At 72.6% G+C, this 24795-nt stretch carries 1 protein-coding gene; it reads right to left on the bottom strand.

Annotated features, from left to right (window positions below; genetic code table 11):
• Positions 1-30: 30 nt before the first annotated feature.
• Positions 31-24795: non-ribosomal peptide synthase/polyketide synthase (locus HG543_RS26615; RefSeq protein ID WP_169347676.1), on the bottom strand; the 24765-nt coding region annotated here is incomplete at its 5' end.

Consider the following 24795-nt stretch of genomic DNA (forward strand, 5'->3'; position numbering starts at 1 on the left):
GGGCGTCCTAGATTGTCAAGCGCAGGAGTTCTATCCGACCTTCTGCATGGACTCTCCCGAGCGGGCCCGTGCCAGCAGCTCCCTCAGCACCTCCGCGAGCCGCTCCACGTGAGGCACGGCCACGAGGCTGTAGTGGTCGCCCGGCACCACGCGCGCCTCCACCCCACTCCGCGCGAGCCCGCTCCACCCGAGGTCTTCCCCCGCATCCGCGGGCCCCTCCGCCGCGCGCAGCAGCACCAGCGAGCCCTCCATGGGCCCAGGCACGTACGCACGCGATGCCCGCCGGTTCCGCGCGAACATCTCCCACAGCGCCCGCAGCTCCTCGCACGCCTCCTCGTCCAGACCCGCGCCCACCCTCGCCCCTCCGTCCAGCAGCGCCGCCAGCTCCACGGCGTCCACGTGCTCCAGCACCTCCGCCGCCCTCGGGTGGATGGCCGCCAGCCGTGACAGGTGGCTGGCGAACTCCAGCACCACCTCCACCTCCTGCTCCTCGGTCCGCCTCACCTCCGCGTCCTGCCCACGAGCGTCGATGACGACGAGCAGCCCCACCGCCTCACCGCGTGCCTCGAGCTGCCGCGCCATCTCGTACGCCACCCGGCCGCCCATGGACCAGCCGCCCAACAGGTACGGGCCTTCCGGCTGCACCTCGCGCACGGCCTCCAGGTAGCGCGCGGCCATCTCCTCCACCGAGTCCCCGGCGCCGCCCGCCGGCACCTGCAACCCGTAGAAGGGCTGGTCCGCGTCCATCCGCTTCGACAGCTCCAGGTACGCCAGCACGCTGCCGCCCACCGGGTGCACGCAGAAGAAGGGCCTCGCGCTTCCGCCCTTCCTCAAGGTCACCAGCGGCGAGTCCGACGTGGTGCTCCCCGCCTCGATGCGCGCCGCCAGCGCCTCCAGCGTCGGCGCCTCGAACAGGTCGATGACCGCGAGCTGCACGTCGAACAGGCTCCGCACGCGAGCCACCACCTGCGTGGCCAGCAGCGAGTGCCCGCCCAGCTCGAAGAAGTCATCGCTCGCGCCCACGCGGGGCACGGCGAGCAGCTCCTTCCACAGCCCGGCCAGCCGCTGCTCCGTCGGCGTGCGGGGCTCCACGTACTCCGTCCCCCGCTTGCGCGACGGAGCCGGCAGTGCCTTCCGGTCCACCTTCCCGTTCGCGGTCAGCGGCAGCGCCTCCAGCACGACGCAGGCCGACGGCACCATGTAGTCCGGCAGCCGCTGCGAGAGGTGCTCGCGCAGAGACGCCTCCTCCAGCGCCTTGCCCGGCCTGCCCACCGCGTACGCGACGAGCTGCCTGTCACCGGGCACGTCCTCCCGGGCCACGACGACGCACTCACCCACGCCGGGGTGCTGCGACAGCACGGCCTCCACCTCGCCCAGCTCCACGCGGAAGCCGCGAATCTTGAGCTGGTGGTCCACGCGTCCGAGGAACTCGATGCGGCCGTCCTCCAGCCACCGCACCCGGTCTCCCGTGCGGTACAGCCGCGCTCCGGCCTCGCCGCTGAAGCGGTCCGGCACGAAGCGCTCCGCCGTCCCGTCCGGCCGGCCCAGGTAGCCGCGGCCCACGCTCTGCCCGCCCACGTACAGCTCGCCCGGCACGCCCGGCGGCACCGGCTGTCCGTACCCGTCCAGCACGTACACGCGTACGTTGCCCAGCGGCCGACCCAGCGGCACCGACTGCGTCCCCGGCACGCGCTCGCCGCGCTCCACCCGCTGCGCGAGCACGCCCACCGTCGTCTCCGTGGGGCCGTAGTGGTTGAACACCTCGCACTCCGGCGCCAGCGCGTGGACGCGCTCCACCAGTGACCACTCCGCCCGGTCTCCGCCCAGCACCAGCCGCTTGCGAGGCAGCAGCTCGCCCATGTCGTCCGCCGCGAGCAGCGCCTCCAGGTGCGTGGGGACGATCTTCAGTCCCTCCACCCCGTGCTTGCGCCCGTACGCCCACAGCCGCGCCGAGTCCGACGCCGCCGCCATCCCCACCAGGTGCACCGTGCCGCCCGCGCACAGCGTGGGGAACAGCGCCGTGTGGCCCAGGTCCGCCGCCAGCGTCGACACCGACGCGAAGCTCATGCCCTCGGGCAGCTCCAGCCTCCGGCTCACGCCCGCCACGTAGCAGGCGAGCTGGCCGTGCTCGATGCACACGCCCTTCGGCTGGCCCGTGCTCCCCGACGTGTAGATGACGTACGCCGCGTTGCCTGGCAGCACGCCGCTGACGGGCGGCTCCTCCGGCTGCGACTCCAAGAGCCCGTCCTCCGCGTCGAGGCTGACGAGGAACTCGCCCTGTGAGGGCAGCTCGTTGGCCAGCGACTCCTCGGTGACGATGACCTGCACCTTCGCGTCCTGGAGGACGTGCCGCACGCGCTCGCTCATGTGCGCGTACGCCGGGTCGATGGCCACGTACGCACCGCCGGCCTTGAGGATGCCCAGGAGGCCCACCAGCGCGTGCGCCCGCCGCTCCACGAACAGGCCCACCCGCGTCTCCGGCTCCACGCCCAGCGCCTTCAGCCAGTGCGCGAGCTGGTTGGCCCGCCGCTCCAGCTCCGCGTAGGTGAGGCACTCGTCACCGGCCACCACCGCCACCGCGTCCGGCACTCGCGCCGCCTGCTCGGAGATGAGCTCGTGGATGCACCGCCGCGCGTACGGCGCCGCGGTGTCATTCCACTCCACCAGCACCCGGTGCCGCTCCGCGTCCGTGAGCAGGGGCAGGTCGGACAGCCGCTGCCGTCCGCCCTCCGCCGCCACTGCCTCCAGCAGCCGCTGGAAGTGGCGCGCCATGCGCTCCACCGTGGCGGCCTCGAACAGGTCCGCGCTGTACATCCACGAGCAGGCCAGCCCCTCCGGAGTCGGGCTGACCAGCACCGTCAGGTCCAGCTTGGACACGGCCGTGCGCGACTCGATGAAGCGCAGCTTCAGTCCCGGCAGCTCCGGGAACTGCGACGGCATGTTCTGGAGCACGAACTTCACCTGGAACACGGGCGCGTGCGCCAGGCTGCGCTCTGGGTTGAGCGCGCGCACCACTTCCTCGAAGGGCAGGTCCTGCGACGCGTACGCATCCATCGCCACCTGCTTCGTCTGTCGCAGGACCTGGAGAACGGAAGGATTGCCCTCCAGCCGCAGGCGCAGGGCGAGCTGGTTGATGAAGAAGCCGATGAGCGGCTCCGTCTCCGCGCGGTTGCGGTTGGCCACGTCCGTGCCCACCACCAGGTCCGTCTGCCCGCTGTAGCGGTGCAGCAGCGACTGGAAGCCCGCCATCAGGAGCATGAACAGCGTGGCCCCCTCGCGAAGGGCCAGCGCCTCCAGCTTCCGAGCCAGCGCCGGGTCCAGCAGGGACTGGTGCGTGGCGCCCCGGTAGGTGCGCACGGCGGGGCGGGGCCGGTCGGCCGGCAGCTCCAGCACGGCAGGAGCACCCGTGAGCTGCCCGCGCCAGTACGCGAGCTGCGACTCCAGCACGTCCCCCTTCAGCCACTCGCGCTGCCAGGCCGCGTAGTCCGCGTACTGCACGGTCAGCGGAGGCAGCGGCGACGCAAGGCCCGCGACGTGGGCCGCGTAGAGCGCCACCACCTCCCGCACCAGCACGCCCATGGACCAGCCGTCCGAGGTGATGTGGTGCATGGTCAGCAGCAGCAGGTACTCCGCCTCCTGCACGTGCAGCAGCGTCGCGCGCAGGAGCGGCCCCGTGGACAGGTCGAACGGGCGCCGCGCCTCGTCCTCCTGGAGCCGGAGCGCCTCCGCCTCGCGCACGTCCGCGGGCAGCACGCGCAGGTCCTCGACGACCAGCCTCGGCTCCACGCCGGAGAGCACCACCTGCGCCGGGCCCTCGGGCAGGTCGAGGAACACGGTGCGCAGCGACTCGTGCCGGCGCACCACCTCCCGGAACGCACGCTCCAGGGCGCTCACGTCGACCGCGCCCGCGATGCGCAGGGCGATGGGGATGTTGAAGAGCGAGCCCCCGGGCTCCAACCGGTCCAGGAACCACAGCCGCTGCTGCGCGAAGGACAGCGGCATCCGCTCCTGACGCGGCATGGGCCGCAGCGTCGACGCCGGAAGCGCCGCCACCTTCGGCACGAGCGCCTCGATGCGCGCGGCCTGCTCTCCCAGGGTGGGCGCGTCGAAGAGCGCGCCCAGGGACAGCTCGCCGCCGAAGACGGCGCGAATGCGGGAGAGCAGCTGCGTGGCCAGCAGCGAGTGGCCGCCCAGCTCGAAGAAGTCGTCATGCACGCCCACGCGCGAGACGTGCAGCAGCTCGCGCCAGAGCGCGGCGAGCTGCTCCTCCACGGGCGTACGAGGCGCGACGAAGTGCTCCGCGTCGGAGACGGGCGCCTCCGGCGCGGGCAGCACCTTGCGGTCCACCTTGCCGTTGGCGTTGAGCGGCAGCGCCTCCAGCACGGCGACGGCGGAGGGCACCATGTACTCGGGCAGCTTCTGCTGGAGGAAGGCGCGCAGGGCCCGGACGTCCACCTCCGGCCCCACCACGTACGCCACCAGCCGCTTGTCGCCCGGCACGTCCTCCCGCACCACCACCACGGCCTCCCGGACACCCGGGCCCTGGCGCAGCACGGCCTCGACCTCGCCGGGCTCGATGCGGTAGCCGCGCAGCTTCACCTGGAAGTCGGTGCGTCCCAGGAACTCCAGCGTGCCGTCCGCGCGCCAGCGGGCCTTGTCGCCCGTGCGGTACAGGCGCTCGCCCGGGGTGGCGGCGAACGGATGCGGGATGAACTGCCCGGCCGTCAGCTCCGGGCGGCCCAGGTAGCCCCACGCCAGTCCCGCCCCGCCGACGTACAGCTCTCCGGGCACACCGGGCGGCACCAGCTGGAGCGAACCATCCAGCACGTACGCCGTGGAGCCAGAGATGGGGCGGCCGATGGGCACCGAGGCCCCCACGACGTCCCCCGCCCTCAATGTGTGCGTGGTGGAGAACGTGGTGTTCTCCGTGGGACCGTAGCCATTCACCAGGACGGAGCCCTCGGGCAGACGGGCCAGGTGCTCGCGCACGCGCGCCACGGGCAGCACGTCGCCGCCCGCCAGCACGCGAGGCACCGTGGCCAGCGCCTCGCCCTGGTGCAGGACCATCTGCTCGAAGAGCGCGGCCGTCAGCCACAGCGTCGTGATGCCGTGGTCGCGCAGCAGCTCGCCGAGGTCCTCCAGCGACAGGTCTCCCGACGGAGCCAGCACCAGCCGGGCGCCATTCAGCAGCGCGCCCCAGATTTCCAGGGTGGAGGCGTCAAAGGCGACGGGCGCCAGCTGGAGGAAGACCTGCTCGGGGCCGAAGGGAATGAAGGGGTTGTCGCGCACCAGCCGCACCACGCCCCGGTGGGGGACGCAGACGCCCTTGGGCTGGCCGGTGCTGCCCGAGGTGAACATCACGTAGGCCAGCGCCTCGCCGCCCACGTCCACGCCCAGGGCCGAGTCCGGCCGCGAGGCGATGCGGTCCGCTTCCGCGTCCATCAGCACGAGCGAGGTGGAGACGGCGGGCAGCTCATCGGCCAGGGCCTCGCGGGTGACGAGCGCCACGACACCCGCTTCCTGGAGCAGGAGCGACGCCCGCTCCGGAGGAACGCCCGGGTCGAGCGGCACGTACGCGGCCCCCGTCTCCAGGATGCCAAGCAGCGCCACCACCAGCTCCACCGAGCGCTCCAGGCACACGCCCACGCGGGCCCCGGGCCGCACGCCGAGCCCCCACAGGTGATGCGCGAGCTGGTGGGCCCAGCGCGCCAGCGCCTCGTAGGTGAGGCTGTCCCCGCCGAAGCTCAGGGCCACGGCCTCGGGCGTCCGCGCGGCTTGCGCGGCGAACAGCGCGTGCACGCTCGTCTCCAGCGCGTGCGCGGCGGAGGGAGTGCTCCATTCCACCAGCACCCGGTGCCGCTCCTCCCCGGTCATCAGCGACAGCTCGGACAGGCGGCGCTCCGGATGAGCCACCGCGGCGTCCAACAGCGCGCCCAGGTGCCGCATCATCCGGGTGATGGTCGATGCGTCGTACAGGTCGGTGCGGTACTCCACCATCCCGCTCAGGCCGCGAGGCGTCTCCTCGAAGACGAGCGCGAGGTCGAACCGGGCCGTCCCGCTGTCCACGCGCAGCGGCGTCATCTTCATGCCCGGCAGCTCCAGCTTCGCCGTGGGCAGGTTGAGGAGCGCCAGCGACATCTGGAAGAAGGGCGTGCGTCCCGGCTGCCTCGGCGGCTGGAGTACCTCCACCAGCTTCTCGAAGGGCACGTCCTGGTGCGCGTACGCGCCCAGCGTCACGTCCTTCACGCGCGCCAGCAGCTCACGGAAGGTGGGAGCCCCGTCCAGCCGGGTGCGCAGCACCAGCGTGTTCACGAAGTCGCCGATGAGCCCCTCGGTCTCCGCCTGCGTGCGGCCGGCGATGGGCGCGGCCACGCTGACGTCGTCCTGGCCCGAGTAGCGCGCCACCAGCGCCTGGAGGCCGGCCACCAGTCCCATGTAGAGCGTGGCGCCCTCGCGCTGGCACAGCGTCGCCAGCGCTTGCGTCAGCTTCAATGGCAGGCCCACCTCGAGCGACGCACCCGGGCTGCCCGAGTCCGGCATGCGCGGCCGGTCCGTGGGCAGCTCCGCCGTCGGAGGCGCGTCGCCGAGCTGCTTCCGCCAGTAATCGAGCTGCTGCTCCAGCACCTCGCCCTGGAGCCACTGGCGCTGCCACGCCGCGAAGTCCGCGTACTGGATGGGCAGCGGCGGCAGCGGTGACGGTCTGCCGGACACGAAGGCCTCGTACAGCGCCGCCAGCTCGTGGATGAGCACGGAGATGGACCAGCCGTCCGTGACGATGTGGTGCATCGTCAGCAGCAACAGGTGGTGCTCCCCGGACAGGCGCAGCAGGCGGGTGCGAAGCAGCGGCCCCTGCGCGAGGTCGAACGGCCGGCCTGCCTCCTCACGTGCCCGCTTCATCGCCTCCGCTTCCCGCTGCGACTCCGGCAGGTGTCCCAGGTCCTCCACGGGCACCACGAAGGGCGACGCGGGCGCGATGACCTGGAGCGGCTTGCCCTCGCGAGCCCGGAAGGTGGTGCGCAGGGCCTGATGCCGGCGAATCACCTCGGTGAAGGCCTGTTCCATGGCCGTCACGTCGACCCGGCCCTCCAGCCGCAGCGCGGCCGGCATGTTGTAGAGCGCGGTGCCGGGCTGGAGCTGGTCGAGGAACCACAGCCGCTGCTGGGCGAAGGACAGCTCCGCCTCCACCGCGCGCGGGGCAATCACCGGGGCCGCCGCCCTGCGTGGCTCGGTGGGCACCTGCCTTTCGAGCCGCCGGGCCAGCGCCTCCACCGTGGGCGCCTCGAACAGCTCGCGCAGCGGCAGCTCCACCTTCAGCGAGGACCGCAGTCGCGAGACGAGCTGCGTGGCCAGCAGCGAGTGACCACCCAGCGAGAAGAAGTTGTCGGTGACACCCACGCGAGGCACGCCGAGCACGCCAGCGAAGAGGTCCGCCAGCGACTGCTCCAGCGGGTTCCTCGGAGCGACGTACGGCGCGTCCCCGCGCCGGCTCTCCGCGTCCGGCACGGGCAACAGGGCGCGGGCCAGCTTGCCGCTGGGCGTGAGCGGCAGCGCCTCCAGCCGCACCAGCGCCGACGGCACCATGTACTCGGGCAGCCGGCCCTTCAGTGTCTCGCGCAGGGAATCGGGCGCCCAGGCCGCATCCGGCTGGAGCACCACGTACCCGACGAGCCGCCGGTCTCCCGGCGTGTCCTCGCGCACCACGGCGGCGGCGTCGCGCACTCCCTTCGCGTCACGCAGGGCGGCTTCGACCTCGCCCAATTCGATGCGGAAGCCCCGCACCTTCACCTGCCCGTCCATGCGGCCGAGGAACTCCACGGCGCCCTCGGCCTTCCAGCGGGCCCGGTCTCCCGTGCGGTACAGCCGCGCTCCCGGCTCGCGGGAGAACGGGTCGGGCACGAACTTCACGGCGGTCAGCTCGGGGCGCCCGAGGTAGCCGTGCGCCACCTGCACGCCACCGAGGTACAGCTCGCCCGGCACGCCGATGGCGCAGGGCTGCCCCCGCTCATCCAGCACGTACAGCTGGGTATCGGGCAGCGGCGAGCCGATGGGCGGCAGCCGGGGCCACGAGGCGGGCACGCCGTCGAGCCGGTACGCGCTCACCACGTGCGTCTCCGACGGGCCGTACTGGTTCTCCAGCACGCACCCGGGCAGCCGCTCGAAGAGGGCCACCACCGCGGGCGTCACCTGGAGCTGCTCACCCGCCGTCACCACCTCGCGCAGGCGCTGGGGCACCCGGGCGCCGTGGGCCACCGCGTCCGCCATCGCCTGCAGGGCGACGAACGGAAGGAACATTCGTTCCACGCCGGTGCGGGCCATGAGGTCCAGCAGCGCGGGCATGTCCCGGCGCACGGCGGCCGTGGGCATCACCAGCGTGCCGCCCGCGCACCACGTGGAGAACAGCTCCTGGAAGGACACGTCGAAGCTGAGCGCCGCGAACTGGAGCGTGGTGGCGTTCGGCTTGACGGACTGCCGCAGCTGCCACGCCAGCAGGTTGGACAGCGCGCGGTGCGGCAACGCCACGCCCTTGGGCTGGCCGGTGCTGCCGGAGGTGTAGATGACGTAGCAGGCGGACTCGGGCGACAGCGCCACCACCGGAGCGTGCGCCGGCTGGTCCGCGATGGCCGAGGCCTCCACGTCCAGCAGCACGCGGCGGGCTTTCACCCGGGCCGGAAGCACCGGAATGACGGAGTCCTGGGTAACGACCAGCGGCACCGCCGCGTCCTCCAGCATGAAGGCCAGGCGCTCCGCCGGGTAGCCCGGGTCGAGCGGCAGGTACGCGGCGCCCGTCTTCAGGATGCCCAGCACGCCCACCGCCAGCTCCAGCGAGCGCTCCACGCACAGGCCCACCCGGTCTCCCAGCCGCACGCCCCGCGCGAGCAGATGGTGCGCGAGCTGGTTCGCCCGGCGCTCCAGCTCCGAGTAGGACAGCCGCGCCTCCTCGTGAATCACCGCCACGGTGTTCGGCGTGCGCGCCGCCTGCGCCGCGACGAGCTCATGCACACACGCGGCGACGGAGGGTCGCGCCCCCGTGTCGTTCCACTCCACCAGCACCCGGCGCCGCTCCTCCTCCGCGAGGAGCGACAGCTCGGACAGGCGCCGCTCGGGATGGGCGATGGCGTCCTCCAGCAGCGTGCGCAGGTGGTCCACCATGCGCGCGGCCGTGCGGTCCTCGTACAGGTCCGTGCGGTACTCCAGCGCGCCGCGCAGGCCCTCGGGCGTCTCGCTGAGCGTCAGGGTGAAGTCGAACTTCGCCGTGCCGCTGTCCAGCTCCATCAGCCGCAGGGAGAGCCCGGGGACGGTCAGCTCCGTGGTCGGCGTGTTGAGCATCACCAGCGCCACCTGGAAGAACGGCGTGCGCTCGGGCTGCCTCGGCGGCTGGAGCACCTCCACCAGTCGCTCGAAGGGCACGTCCTGGTGCGCGTACGCATCCAGCGTCACGTCCTTCACGCGCCCCAGCAGCTCGCGGAACGTCGGGTCGCCGTCCAGGTGCGTGCGCATCACCAGCGTGTTGACGAAGAAGCCGATGAGCCCCTCGGTCTCCGCCTGCGTGCGGCCGGCGATGGGCGCGCCCACGCAGACGTCGTCCTGGCCCGAGTAGCGCGACAGCAGCGCCTGGAGGCCCGCCAACAGGCCCATGAAGAGGGTGGCGCCCTCCTGCTTGCACAGCGCGGTCAACGCCTGCGTCATCGACAGCGGCAGCTCCACCCGGAGCCACGTGCCGGGGTTGCTCGCGTCCGCCGTGCGCGGCCAGTCCGTGGCCAGCTCCAGCGCGGGCGGCGCGCCGTCGAGCTGCTTGCGCCAGTAGTCGAGCTGCTTCTCCAGCACCTCACCCTGGAGCCACGTGCGCTGCCAGGCCGAGTAGTCCGCGTACTGGATGGGCAGCGACGGCAGCGCGGACGGGCGACCCGCCACCGCCGCCTCGTACAGCGCCACCATCTCGTGGGTCAGCACGCCGATGGACCAGCCGTCCGAGATGATGTGGTGCATCGTCACCACGAGCAGGTGGTGCCGCTCCGCCAGCCGCAACAGCCGCGTGCGCAGCAGCGGGCCTCGGGTGAGGTCGAATGGCCGACGCGCCTCTTCCCGCGCCAGCTCGAGGGCCGCCTGCTCCCGCTCCGGCGCGGGCAGGTACGACAGGTCCTCCACCTCCAGCGTCCACTCCGGCGGCGGCGAGACGACCTGGACCGGACGGCTGTCGCGGACCTCGAACGACGTGCGCAGCACCTCGTGGCGGCGCACCAGCTCGGCGAAGGCGCGACCCAGGGCGGTCACGTCGAGCACGCCCTCCAGCCGCAGCGCGGCCGGCATGTTGTAGAGCGGGCTGTCCGGCTGGAACTGGTCCAGGAACCACAGCCGCTGCTGCGCGTAGGACAGCTCCGCGTCGCCCGTCTCCTGGCGCGGGACAATCATGGGCGCGGACGTGCCGCGCGCTCGAGTGGGCACCCGGCCTTCCAGGCGCCGGGCCAGCGACTCCACCGTGGGCGCCTCGAACATCTCGCGCAGCGCCACCTCCACGCCCAGCGCGGTGCGCACGCGGGCCACCACCTGCGTGGCCAGCAGCGAGTGTCCGCCCAGCGCGAAGAAGTTATCGGTGACACCGACGTGCGAGAGGTTCAGCACCCCGGCGAACGCGTCGGCCAGCGCCTGCTCCAGCGGGTTGCGTGGAGCGACGAGGGGCGCGGCGCCTCGCAGGCTCTCCACGTCCGGAGCGGGCAGCAGGTTGCGGACCAGCTTGCCCGTGGGCATCAGCGGCATCGCGTCCAGCCGCACCAGCGCGGTGGGCAGCATGTACTCGGGCATCCGGCGCGCCAGCGTCTGGCGCAGGGCCTCCGGGTCCCACGCCGTGTCCGGCTGGAGCACCACGTAGCCCACCAGCCGCTTGTCGCCCGGCGTGTCCTCGCGAACCATCGCGGCGGCCTCGCGCACGCCCGGAGCGTCCCGCAGCGCGGCCTCCACCTCGCCCAGCTCGATGCGGAAGCCCCGCACCTTCACCTGCCCGTCGAGCCGGCCGAGGTACTCCAGCGCCCCGTCCGCCTTCCAGCGGGCCCGGTCTCCCGTGCGGTACAGCCGCGCCCCGGGGACTCCGGACAGCGCGTCGGGGACGAACTTCTCCGCCGTCAGCTCCGGCCGCTCGTGGTAGCCGAGCGCGACCTGTACGCCGCCGACGAACACCTCGCCGGGCACGCCGATGGCGCAGGGCCGGCCGCGCGGGTCCAGCACGTACAGGCGGGTGCCGGGCACGGCGCTGCCCACCGAGGGCAACAGCGGCCACGTGGACGGCGCGCCCCGCAGCCGGTGCGCGCTCACCACGTGCGCCTCGGACGGGCCGTACTGGTTCTCCAGCACGCACTCCGGCAGCCGCTCGAAGAAGGCCACCAGCGCGGGCGTCACCTGGAGCTGCTCGCCCGCTGTCACCACCTCGCGCAGGTGCTTCGGGACGTGCGTGGCGTGGGCCACGGCCTCCACCAGGGCGCGCAGCGCGATGAACGGGAGGAACACGCGCTCCACGTCATGGCGCACGATGAAGTCGAGCAGCGCCGGCATGTCCTGGCGCACGCGCGACGAGGGCACCGCCAGCGTGCCTCCCACGGCCCAGCTGGAGAACATCTCCTGGTAGGAGACGTCGAAGTTGAGCGACGCGAACTGGAGCGTGGTGGCCTCGGCCCTCACGGACTGACGGCGCTGCCAGGCGACCACGTTGGACAGCGTGCGGTGCGGCACCGCGATGCCCTTGGGCCGCCCCGTGCTGCCGGACGTGTAGATGATGTAGCAGAGGGCATCCGGCGACACCGGCCACTCGGGCGTGTCGTCCGACAGCCGGGCGAGCGCATCCGCTTCCGCGTCCACGCAGACCACTCGCGCCCGGCTGCCCGGGGGCAGCGACTCGACGAGGTGCGACTGGGTGAGCACCACCGGCGCGCCCGAGTCCTCCAGCATGAAGGCAAGCCGCTCGGCGGGGTACTGCGGGTCCACCGGGACGAAGGCCGCGCCCATCTTGAGGACGGCGAGCACGGACACGACCATCTCCGGCGAGCGCTCCAGGCACAGCGCCACCCGGTCTCCGGTGCGCACGCCCGTCGCCCGCAGGTGCCACGCGAGCTGGTTGGCCCGGCGCTGCAGCTCCGCGTAGGTGAGCTGGCTGCCGTCGAACACCACGGCCACCGCGTCCGGCGTCCTGGCGGCCTGGGCGTCGAAGAGCTCGTGCACGCACGGCTCGGACGTGGAGTCCACGGCGGCGGCGTTCCAGTCCACCAGCACCTGACGGCGCTCCGCCTCGGCCATGAGCGACAGCTCGGACAGGCGCCGCTCCGGGTGGGCGACGGCGTCCTCCAGCAGCGCGCGCAGGTGCTCCATCAGCCGTTCGGCCGTCGAGGGCTCGAACAGGTCGCTGCGGTACTCCAGCACGGTGCTCAGGCCCCGGGGCGTCTCGGTGCACACCAGGGTGAGGTCGAACTTGGAGGTGCCGCTGTCCACGTCCACGGGCCGGAAGGTGAGGCCCGGCGTGGCCAGCTCCGCCGCGGGCGTGTTGAGCAGCACCAGCGTCACCTGGAAGAAGGGCGTGTGTCCGGCCTGCCTCGGCGGCTGGAGCACCTCCACCAGCTTCTCGAAGGGCACGTCCTGGTGCGCGTACGCGCCCAGCGTCACGTCCCGCACCCGGCGGAGCAGCTCCTGGAAGCTCGGGTCGCCGTCGAGGTGGGTGCGCAGCACCATGGTGTTGACGAAGAAGCCGATGAGCCCCTCCGTCTGCGGCTGCGTGCGCCCGGCGATGGGGGCGCCCACGCAGATGTCCTCCTGGCCCGTGTAGCGGGACAGCAGCGCCTGGAGCCCGGCGAGCAGGCCCATGAAGAGCGTGCCCTTCTCCCGGCGGCACAGCGCGCGCAGGCCCTGCATCAGCTCCAGCGGGAGCTGCACGCGGTACGAAGCGCCCGGGTTGCTCGTGTCGGTGGTACGGGGCCGGTCGGTGAGCAGCTCCAGCGCGGGCGGCGCGCCCTCGAGCTGGCCCTTCCACCACGCGAGCTGCTCCTCCAGCACCGGCCCCTTGAGCCACTCTCGCTGCCACACGGCGTAGTCCGCGTACTGGATGGGCAGCTCGGGCAGCGGGGACGGACGTCCGGCCACGAAGGCCTGGTACAGCGTGACGACCTCGCGGATGAGCACGCCAATGGACCAGCCGTCGGAGACGATGTGGTGCATCGTCACCAGCAGCAGGTGCTCCGTGTCGGACAGGCGCACCAGCCGGGCGCGCAGCAGCGGGCCGCGGGACAGGTCGAAGGGACGGCAGGCTTCTTCACGTGCGAGGCGCAGGGCCTCCGCCTCACGCTGCTCCGCGGGCAGGTGGCCCAGGTCGTCCACCTCCAGCGTGGTGGCCACGCTCTCCGGCGCGAGCACCTGGATGGGATTGCCCTCTCGGGCCTGGAAGGTGGTGTGCAGCGCCTCGTGACGCCGCATCAGCTCGGCGAAGGCGCGGCCGAGCGCGGCCACGTCGAGCCGGCCCTCCAGCCGCATGGCGGAGGGGATGTTGTAGAGCGCGGTGCCCGGCTGGTACTGGTCCAGGAACCACAGCCGCTGCTGGGCGAACGACAGCGGCAGTGAGTCCGTCCGAGGGATGCGCGGAATCAGCGCGTCCGCGCGCGGCTGAGACTCTGGCCGCGCGGGCGGACGTGGCGCGGAAGCAGGGAGGCCCGGTGTGGGCCGCGGGCGAGCCGTGGGGGTGAGCACCTCCACGCTCCCGTCCACGCGGTAGCGGGCGTGCGTGCCGGTGCCGAGCAGCCGGAGGCCGGTGTCCTCGGGAGAGGACCGGAGACGGGAGCGCGCCAGCTCTGGCGCATTCCAGAAGCCCAGCGGCACGGCGTCTCCGCCGAGGAACAGCTCTCCCACCACGCCCACGGGGGCGCGGCGCCCCACGCTGTCCAGGACGAAGCGCGGCCCGCTCGGGGTGACCTCGCGGACCTCGGGGAGCACGGACACGGCGGGCACGACTCTCGCGGAGGTGGCGGCCTTCAGGGCCGTTGCGACCTCCTCGCCCACCTCGTCGAGCACCAGGGTGCGGACCGGCGCGAGCACCTCGGCGGCATCCGGCATCCTCGCGAGCGCCTGGGCGAGGGTGGCGGTGCAGCGCAGGTGCTGGGGCGCGGAGGCGCGCAGCTGCTCCGCGAGGGTCTGCTCGGTGACCTCCACTTCGGACACGGAGGGCTGGCTGTCGCGGCGCAGCACGTCCAGGTGCCGCAGGCCCTCCAGGGTGACCTCGTGCGGGAGGCCGAAGTCGATGAGGCAGGCCACCTCGTCCACGTCCGCCTGACGCAGTTGCTCGATGCGCGCGGCGAGCGTCTCCGGCGTGCCGAAGAGGCCACCGGCTTCCAGGTAGCGCGAGACGCCCTGCTCCAGCAGCACGTCCAGGTCCTGGGGCGTGAGGCCGCGCACGTCCAGGCCCTGGCTGGAGGCCAGTCCCTGGATCAGCTCCACGGAGCTGCGGAAGTAGCGGATGAGCGGCTCGCGCGCCTGCCGCTTCACCTCTTCCTGGGTGCCGGCCACGAAGGTGTGCAGCATGAGCACCACGTGGCCGCGGTCGTGCCCGGCCTTGCGGCGGGCCTCGCGGTACAGGGCAATCTTGCGTGCCAGTTCCTCGAAGTCCTGGCCCAGGCCCAGCACGTTGGTGAGCAGGCCCGCGCCCAGCTCTCCCGCCAGCCGGAAGGTGTCCGGGTTGAAGGCGGCCGTGAGCCAGATGGGCAGGTCGGCCTGCACCGGACGGGGGCGGATGGAGATGTCCACCTCGGCGCCCTGACCGTTGGTGCGGCGCACGGTGCCGCCGCGCCAGAGGGTGCGGACCTCCTCGACGCCACGCCGCACGGCCTCGGGCCGCTGGTTGAAGTTCTCCGGGGCGAAGATGAAGTCGTTGACGTTCCAGCCCGTGGCGAAGGACACGCCCGCGCGGCCGTTGGAGAGGTTGTCGACGACGGACCACTCCTCCGCGACGCGAACGGAGTCATGCAGCGGCAGCACGACGCTGCCGGCGCGGATGGCCACGCGCTCGGTCACCATCGCCAGGGCGGCGCTGGTGGCGGTGGGGCTGGGGTACGGCCCGCCGAAGGCGTGGAAGTGCCGCTCGGGCGTCCACACGGCGCTGAAGCCATGCGTGTCCGCGAACTTCGCGCCGTCGATGAGGAGCTGGTATCGCGCCCGGCCCGACGCCTCCGCATCATTGGCGAAGTAGAAGAGGCTGAAGTCCAGCGGCTTCCGGGTGCTCTTCGCCCCCGACACGCGGTGGGTGGTGGCCTTCGCGGGGAAGACCACCGTGAGCCCGCGCGAGAGCGCCCACAGCAGCTCCAGGTCCGTGGGGTCGGAGGACTCGGAGGCACCGAGCCACGTCTCCCCTGACTTCGCCTCCACGCGCGCGTCGAGCGCGGTGAAGCGGTGGACGAGGTTGCGGTGGCTGAGCATCACCCGCGCGCCGTGATTGCCCGTCCCCTGCGATGCGAGGCAGGCCAGCGTGCCCGCCTCCACGGTGGGCAGCTGGGCTGCGGCACGCGTGTCCGTCGCCATGCCAGACGCAGGCAGCGCGGACGCGGCGTGGAGTCCCTCGGCCAGGGACATCCGGGAGCCCTGCGCATCCCCTCCCCGAGCAGGGTGAACCTCACCAGAGGAGGTCAGGCGGATGACTCGCGTCTCCCGCACACCCGGAGGCAGCGACAACGACGTCGAGGCAATGAGCAGCGGCGCTGTTCCGTCGGTCCCCAGCGCGCCCAGCCCGTTCAGCTCCTCGGGCGCGACGAGCGCATACGCCCCACCCGACGCGAGCACGCCCCACAACGCCACGGCCCGCACGGGTGAGGGCTCCAGGCACACCGCCACGGGCACGCCGGGACCCACACCCCGGGCGCGCAACTCCGTCGCGAGCGCGTGCGCGTGCACGTGCGCCTCCCGCCAGCTCAGGCGTTGCTCCCCGTCCCGCAGCGCAACCGCGTCAGGAGTCCGCTCCGCCTGGGCTGCCAGCAGCATCGGCACGGCGACCGTGCCGGATTCCGTGCCCGTCGCCCCCCGCTGACTCTCGACAGCTCCCCCTTCAACCCGGTCCGCCCCCCTCCGACTCCCCACGGGCTCCGCTTCAAGCGACAGCCGCGACAGCGGCTTCTCCGGCGAGGCCACCGCGTCCGTCAGCAGTGCCTCCAGCTGTGACAGCAGGCGCACCACCGTCGACACATCGAACAGGTCGATGGCGTATTCCAGGGTGCCGGAGAAGCCGTGCTCGTCCTCGCGCATCAGCAGCGTGAGGTCCGCCAGCGAGGTGCCGTACTGGGCGGGCAGCTCGGTGACGTCGAAGTAGCCGAGCCGCAGGCCCGGGAACTCCACGATGGGCGCGGACACGTCCTGCGTGTGCAGGAGGAAGATGGCGTCGAACAGGCGGGAGAGCCGCGTCTCCTCGCCGGGCTCCAGCTCCCCGAGCAGCTGCTCATAGGGCACGTCTGGATGAGCGAACGCGGACAGCGTGGTGTCACGTACGCGCAGCGCCAGCTCACGGAAGCCGGGGTCGCCCTCCAGGCGGGTGCGCAGCGCCAGCGCATGGGCCACGTAGCCGATTTGCGGCTCCAGCTCCGGCCGCGTGCGGTTGCCGATGGACGTGCCCACGAGGATGTCCTCCTGCCCCGAGCAGCGGGCCAGGAGGGCCTTGAAGCCCGCCAGCAGCGTCATGTACGGCGTGAGTCCCTCGCGCTGGCTGAACGCCTTCACCGCGGCGCCGAGCTTCCGCGAGAAGCTGAACGAGTGCCGCGCCCCACGCCTGCGAGCCCCCTCCACCCGGGGCCGGTCCAACGGCAGCGGCAGCGGTCCGGGCCGCTGCGCGAGCCGCTGGCGCCAGTACGCCTGCTGCGCCGCCAGCGAGCCATCCGCGAGCGCCCCGCGCTGCCACGCCGCGAAGTCGATGTACTGGACGGGCAGCTCCGGCAGGGGCACGGAGACGCCACGCGTGAAGCCCGTGTAGAGGGCCACCGCCTCCCGGATGAAGTTCACCAGGGACAACGTGTCCGCCACGATGTGGTGGATGGTGACGAGCAGCACGGACTCCGTCTGCGCCAGCCACAGCAGGCGCACGCGCACCAGCGGTCCCCGCTCCAGCGAGAACGGCTCGGCGGGCTCCAGGCGGGCCAGGCGCATCGCCTCGGCCTCACGGTCCCCGGCGAAGGCGCGCAGGTCCACCACGGGGAGCGGGATGCGCACCTCGGACAGGACGCGCGGCACGGCGCGACCGCCCACCTGCTGGAAGACGGTGCGCAGCGACTCGTGCCGGCGGATGACCTCGTTGAAGCCACGCTCCAGCGCGGCGACGTCGAGCGCGCCGGAGATGCGGACCGCCAGCGGCTCGTTGAAGATGGAGCTGCCCGGCTCCTGGAGCTCCAGCTCCCAGACGCGCTCCTGCACGTAGGACAGCGGCAGCTCGCCGGTGCGCGCGATGGGCCGCATCGCGGTGACCTGGGCCCCGCTACCCGGCCGCTCCGCCTGGAGCCGCGCCTCGATGCGCGCGGCGAGACTGGACACGGTGGGCGCCTCGAACAAGTCACTGAGGGGGAGCTGGACCTGGAACGTGTCACGCAGGCGCGTGAGCAACTGCGCCGCCATCAGCGAGTTGCCCCCCAGCTCCAGGAAGTTGTCGTCCAGGCCAATCTCCGTGATGCCCAGGCGCTCGCGCCACAGCTCCACCAACCGCTGCTCGACGTCAGTCCGAGACGCTTGCGGCGCGGGCGTGGGCGCCGAGGCCATCGCCGGAGTCGTGGGAGCGGCCACACGGACCGGCACGGCCACGGGCTCCGGCGCTGGCCGGACCTCCAGGGCGAAAGCGCGCTCCTCGAAGGGATAGCCCGGCAGCGAGATACGGCGGCGCTGCTCCCGCGAGTAGAAGCCTTCCCAGTCGACCGTGGCGCCGGCACGCCACAGGGCGCCCAGCGACTCGAACAGGACCTGCTCGTCCGCCGTGGAGGTACCGCTCCGGGGAAGGGAGGGCACCACCAGCGCGTCGGGCTCTGTGCGCAGGCGCAGGCGCGCCAGGGAGGTGAGCCCCTGGTCCGGGCCGGCCTCGATGAACCAGCCGCAGCCCCACTTCACCAGCGCGTCCATGCCATCGGTGAAGCGGACCGGCTCGCGCATCTGCCGCGCCCAGTACCGCGGCGACGTCGCCTCCTCGGGACGAATCCACGTCCCGGTGAGGCTGGACACATACGGGAGCGTCGGCGCATTGAGCGTCAGCCCCGCCACGGCCCGCTCCAGCTCGGGCATCAGCGGCTCCACCGCGCGCGAGTGGAATGCGTGCGCCGACGACAGGCGCATCACCGCCACGCCACGTCCGGCCATGGAGCGCTCCAGCGTCTCCAGGGGCTCCAGCGGACCCGACACCACGCAGCGGAACGGGCCATTGAAGGCGGCCAACTCCAGCTCGGCGGGAAGCTGCGGCCGCAGCTCCTCGGAGGACAGCCCCACCACGAGCATGCCGCCCGGAGGCAGCCGCGACATCAGCTCGCCGCGGATGACGGCGAGTCGCAGCGCGTCCTCCAGGGACAGCACGCCGGCCAGGCACGCCGCCGTGTACTCACCGAAGCTGTGCCCCAGCAGCGCGGAGGGCTGGAAGCCATAGCCCATCCACAGCCGCGCGAGGGCGTACTCCACCGCCAGCAGCGCGGGCAGCGCGAAGCGCGGCTCGGTGAGCTTCGCCTCCGCCTCGGCCTCCCTCCCCTGCTCCGGGAAGAGCACGGCATGGAGGTCCTCCGTCAGGCCAGCGCCGGGCAGGAGCGCGAGGCAGACGTCCAGCTCTCGCTGGAACAGGGGCTCGGACTCGTAGAGGCCCTGGGCCATGCGGACGGACTGCGCGCCCTGGCCCGGGAAGAGGAAGGCGACCCGAGCGGAGCGGGCCGCGGCCAGGTCGTTGACCTCGGAGACCGTGCCCGGCTTGCGCAGCTCGCGCACCAGCTCGGCCATGTCCCGGGCGACCACCGTCCGGCGGAGTTCGAACGCCCTGCGCCCCAGCGCCCGCGTGAAGGCGAGGTCCGCGAGGTCCACCTCCGGATACGTCTCCACGTGGTCCGCGAGCGCGCGCGACATCGCCTCCAGCGCGGAGACCGTCCGCGCGGAGAGCGTGACGAGCTGACGTCCACGCCGGCTGCCCTGCCCCTTCGCCTGGGGCGGCGCCTCTTCCAGCACCACGTGCGCGTTGGTACCGCCGATGCCGAACGAGCTGACACCGGCCCGCCGCGGCTCGGCGCCGCGCTCCCAGGGCCGCAGCGCCGTGTTGACGAAGAAGGGGCTCTTCTCGAAGTCGATTTCGGGGTTGGGCTTCTCGAAGTGGAGGCTCGGCGGCAGCTCACCGTGGTGCAGCGCGAGCGCCGCCTTGATGAGGCCGGCGATGCCCGCCGCCGTGTCCAGGTGCCCGATGTTCGTCTTCACCGAGCCGATGGCGCAGTAGCCCATCCGGTCCGTGTGGTTGCGGTACGCGCGCGTCAGCGCGGCAATCTCTATCGGGTCACCGAGCGGCGTGCCGGTGCCATGCGCTTCGACGTAGCCGATGCTCGAGGCGTCCACGCCGGCCGAGGCCAGCGCGCGAGAGATGACCTCGCGCTGTCCCTGCACGCTCGGCGCCGTGTAGCTGACCTTCGCATCCGCGTCGTTGTTGAGCGCGGAGCCCTTGATGACCGCATAGACGCGGTCTCCATCCTTCAGGGCCTCGGAGAGCCGCTTGAGCACGACGACGCCCAGGCCGCTGCCCAGGACGGTTCCCCGGGCGCGCGCGTCGAAGGCGCGGCAGTGCCCGTCGGGAGAGAGAATCATCCCCTCCTGGAAGAGGTAGCCCGTGCGCTGCGGCAGCGAAATCTTCACCGCGCCGGCCAGCGCCACATCCGACTCACCGTCGAGCAGGCTCCGGCAGGCGAGGTGCACGGCCACGAGCCCCGTGGAGCACGCCGTGTAGACGTTGAGGCTCTCACCGGCGAGCTTCAGCTTGTACGCCGTCTTCGTGGCGACATTCTCGCCCGTGGTGGTGCCCAGCGCCTCGAACAGCGAGGCCGGGTCCTTCCGCGTCTGGCCGAGCAGCGACAGCATGTGCCCGCCCGAGGAGCCCGCGCCGGCATAGAGCGAGATGAGCCCCCGGAAGCGCTCCGGGTCCAGCCCCGCGTCCTCCAGCGCGTTCCACGCGCACTGGAGGAACAGCCGCTGCTGCGGGTCCATCCACTGCGCCTCGCGTGGGGACACCTCGAAGAAGCCCGCGTCGAAGCCGTCCGCGCCCTCCAGCACGCCGCCAGCGGGGACGAAGTCCGGGTGGCTCCACAGCGACTCCGGGAACAGCGGCGACGGCTCCAGCTCGTCCGGAGCGAAGCGGGAGACGGACTCCACGCCCCGGCGCAGGTTCTGCCAGAAGGCGCCGATGTCCCGCGCCCCCGGGAAGCGCCCCGCCATGCCGATGATGGCGACGTCACCCGAGACATCCTCCTCTCGCGCCCTGCGCGCGGATGTCCTCGTGGACGGCGGCGGCACCTGCTCGGAGCGCTGCTCGCGCTCCAGCCGCGCGGCCAGCGCGTGCACGGTGGGGTGCTCGAAGAAGTGGGTGACGGGGACTTCCCGGCCCAGCGCCTCACGCAGCTCCGTACCGGCCTTCACCACCAGCAGCGAGCTGCCACCGAGGTCATCGAAGAAGTGGTCATGCAGCCCCACGCGCGGCACCTGGAGCGCCTGCGCCCAGGCCGCGGCGATGCGCTGCTCCAGCTCCGAGCGGGGCTCCACGAAGGCGTCCTCCCGCGCTCCTCGCGAGGCCTCGGGCGAAGGCAACGCCTGACGGTCCACCTTGCCGCTCGGCGTGAGCGGCAGCGCGGGCAGCGTCACGTAGGCGGAGGGCACCATCACCTCCGGGAGCCGCTCCTTCATGAAGCGCCGCAGCGTCGCGGGCTCCTGGGCCTCCTCGGCCACGACATACGCGACGAGCCGCGGCTCGGCAGCGTCCTCGCGCAGCACCACCACTGCCTGACGCACGCCGGGGTACTGCGCCAGCGCGGCCTCCACCTCGCCCAGCTCCACGCGCACGCCTCGCACCTTCACCTGCGCGTCACGGCGACCGAGGAACTCCAACCTTCCATCCGGCAACGGCCGCACCCGATCACCGGTGCGGTACAGGCGCTCTCCGGGCGTGTCGGCGAACGGGTCCGGCACGAAGCGCTCGGCGGTGAGCGCGGGGCGGTGCAGGTAGCCGCGCGCCAGTCCCGGGCCACCCACGTACAGCTCGCCCGGCATCCCGGGAGGCACCGGCTCCATCCGGGCGTCGAGGACGTACACACGGGCCCCGGCGATGGCGCGGCCGATGGACGGCCGGCGCGGGTCCACATCGGTGTCGATGGTGGCGCAGACGGACGCCTCCGTCGGACCATAGGCATTGAGGAAGCGGCGTCCGGACTTCCAGCGCGCGGCCAGCTCCGGCGTGCACGCCTCCCCGACGGAGGCCACCACCGCGAGCGCGGGCAGGGCTTCCGGCTCCAGCGGAGCCAGCGACGTGGGCGTCGCGGTGATGACGGTGATGCCCTTCTCCGCGAGCACCTGTTGGAGCGGAGGCCCGGGCAGCAGTGACTCCTGCGCGGCGAGGCACAGCTCCGCACCGGAGAGGAGCGTCGAGAAGACCTCCGACACCGACGCGTCGAAGCCGATGGAGGCGAGCTGCAGCAGCCGATGCCCCTGGCGCAGCCCCAGCGCGTCACGCGTGGCGCAGGCGGTGTTGCTCAGGCCACGGTGCTGGAGCAGCGTCCCCTTCGGCGTACCGGTGGAGCCGGAGGTGAAGATGACGTAGGCGAGGTGCGCGGGCGTGACAAAGGGCGCGGGCGTCGTGCTCGGCTGTCCCGCCAGCGCGGCGGCGTCCGTGTCCACGAGGACGAGCATCTCGCCGTGCGAGGGCAGCGAGTCCGCGAGCGCTTCACGGGTGACGAGCACGGGCACACGGGCCTCGCGCAGCATCAGCTCCAGCCGGGCGGCCGGGTACGCGGTGTCCAGTGGGAGGAACGCGCCTCCGGCCTTGAGCACGCCCACCAGCGCCACCACCAACTCCAGCGAGCGCTCCAAATGCACGCCCACCACGACGTCGGGCCCCACGCCCAGCGAGCGCAGGTGCCACGCCAGCTGGTTGGCGCGAGCATCCAGCTCCCGGTACGTCAGCGTGCGCTCCCCGAAGGAAACGGCGGGCGCATCGGGCGTGCGGTGTACCTGCTCCTCGAACAAGTGATGCGCGCATGCGTCCGGCACGGCGGGCGCGGTGTAGCTCCACTCGCTCAGCGCGCGGTGGCGCTCCAGCTCGGAGAGCAGGGGCAGCTCGCCGATGGAGCGCTCCGGAGTGGCGACGGCCTCGGCCAACAGGGTGCCGAGCTGCTCCAGCATGCGGCCGACGGTGTCCTCATCGAAGAGGTCGGTGGCGTACTCGCACAGCAGCTCCAGGCCGCTGCCGGTGTCGGTGGCCGACAGGGTGAGGTCGAGCTTGGTGGCGCCGGTGTCGCCCAGGGCGCTCTCCAGGGAGAGGCCCGGCAACCGCAGCGGCGCGGGCGTGGCGTCCTGCAGCACCAGCTTCACCTGGAAGACGGGCGCGTGGGCGAGGCTGCGCTCGGGGTTGAGGCCGCGCACCAGCTCGTCGAATGGCAGCTCCTGGTGTGCCCAGGCCTCCAGCGCCAGCGGGTGCAGCCGGGCCAGCAGCTTCCGGAAGGACGGCGCGCCGGAGAGGTCGCCGCGCAGGGGCAGCTGGTTGACGAAGAGGCCGATGAGGCCGGCGGTCTCCGGGCGGTGACGGCTGGCGGTATCCACGCCCACCACCACGTCGTCCTGGCCGGTGTAGCGGTGCAGCAGCACCTGGAAGCCGGCCAGCAGTGCGACGAAGGGCGTGGTGCCCTCGGCCTGGGCCAGTGCCTTCACCCGCTCCCAGGGAGTACGGGCCACGCGCCGCAGCACGTGGGCGCCCCGGTACGACTGCACCTTCGGGCGCGGACGGTCGGTGGGCAGCTCCAGCACCGGAGGCGCTCCGGTCAGGTGCTGGCGCCACCAGCCCAGCAGCGACTCCAGCCGCTCGCCGCGCAGCCACTGGCGCTGCCAGGCCGCGTAGTCGGCGTACTGCAAGGGCAGCGCATCCAACTCCGCCGTGCGGCCCGTGCAGAAGCCCTCGTACAGCTCGGCCAGCTCGCGCACCAGCACGCGCATGGACCAGCCGTCGGCGATGATGTGGTGCAGCGTCAGCAGCAGCACGTGCCGCTGCTGGCCCAGTCGCAGCAGTGTGCCGCGGACCAGCGGCCCCAGGGTCAGGTCGAACGGACGGCGCGCCTCCTCGCGCGTGAGGCGAAGGGCCTCCGCTTCACGGGCCTCCTCGGCGAGGCCACGCAGGTCCACGTGGTTCAGCGCGAAGGACTGCGCGTCCTGGATGCGCTGGACGGGCTCGCCGCGCTCCTCGGCGAACGTGGTGCGCAGCGCCTCGTGACGGCTCACCAGTGCCTGGAGGCTGCGCTCCAGGGCCGATGCATCCAACCGGCCTTCGAGCCGCGAGACGACGGGCACGTTGTAGAAGGCGCTGCCCGGCTCCATGCGGTCGAGGAACCACAGCCGCTGCTGAGCGAAGGACAGCGGCAACGCACCGGTGCGCGGTGCGCGGGGAATGGGAGGCAACACGCCCGCGGCCGTGCGCCGGGAGGCAATCTCCCGCACCAGCTCCGAGATGCTCGCGCCGCCCAGCAGCAGTTCCACCGGCAGCGCGACACCAAGCTCCTTCTCCAGCGCGTGCGTCAGCTCCACCGCCGCCAGAGAGTCCAGGCCGAAGCGCGTCAGCGGCGCCGATGCATCCAGCATCTCCACCCGAGCGCCCAGTCGGGCGGCCACCCGTGCCAGCACGCGCGACTCCAGCTCTCCCTTCTCTGCCCCCGAGGGAGCAGTGGGCTCGGCACGCACGACCCCTGCATCAGGCTTTGCAACGGGCTCGGAAACCGTTGAGCCCCGCCACGAGAACACCTCGCGCAGCTCCCCCGCGAGGAAGGCCGCCCGGCACGCGCGCCGCTGCACCTTGCCGCTCGACGTCTTCAGTAGGCTGCCGGGCTCGATGAGGACCAGCGCGTGCGGCACCACCTCGTGCCCCTCCGCGAGCCTCTGGCGAACCGTGCCCGCGACGTCCTCCAGGCTCGTGGTCACCTTGCGCGTGTCCACCTCCTGCACCACCACCAGCCGCTCCTCGCCCTCCACCTCGACGCTGAAGACGGCGCCGCACCCGGGCCGCATCGCCGGGTGGCTCTCCTCCACCGTCAGCTCCAGGTCGTGCGGGTAGAGGTTGCGGCCCCGCAGGATGAGCACGTCCTTGCGCCGCCCCGTGACGTACAGCTCGCCACCTTCGAGGAAGCCCAGGTCCCCCGTGCGAAGGAACGGTCCCTCACCGCGCGCCGTGTACGCCGCGAAGACGCTCTGCGACTCGTACGGCCGCTGCCAGTACCCACCGGCCACGCTGGGCCCACCCACCCAGATTTCACCCACCTCGCCCGGCGCGCACACGCGCAGCGACTCGGGCTCCACCACCAGGATGCGCTGCCCCGGCAGCGTGCCGCCACACCCCACCAGCGTCTTCGCCTGGAGACGCGGCGCCTCCGCGCTCCCCTTCTCCAGCGCGCTGACGTCCACCGGGCGCAGCCGCAGCGGCTCGCCCTTCTCTCCGCCGGAGACGATGAGCGTCGCCTCCGCCAGCCCGTAGCACGGGTAGAAGGCCTCGCGCCGGAAGCCCCAGGGGGCAAAGGCCTCCGTGAAGCGCTCCAGCGTCTCGGCGCGAAT

The sequence above is a fragment of the Pyxidicoccus fallax genome, assembly GCF_012933655.1.
In the GTDB taxonomy this organism is placed as follows: domain Bacteria; phylum Myxococcota; class Myxococcia; order Myxococcales; family Myxococcaceae; genus Myxococcus; species Myxococcus fallax.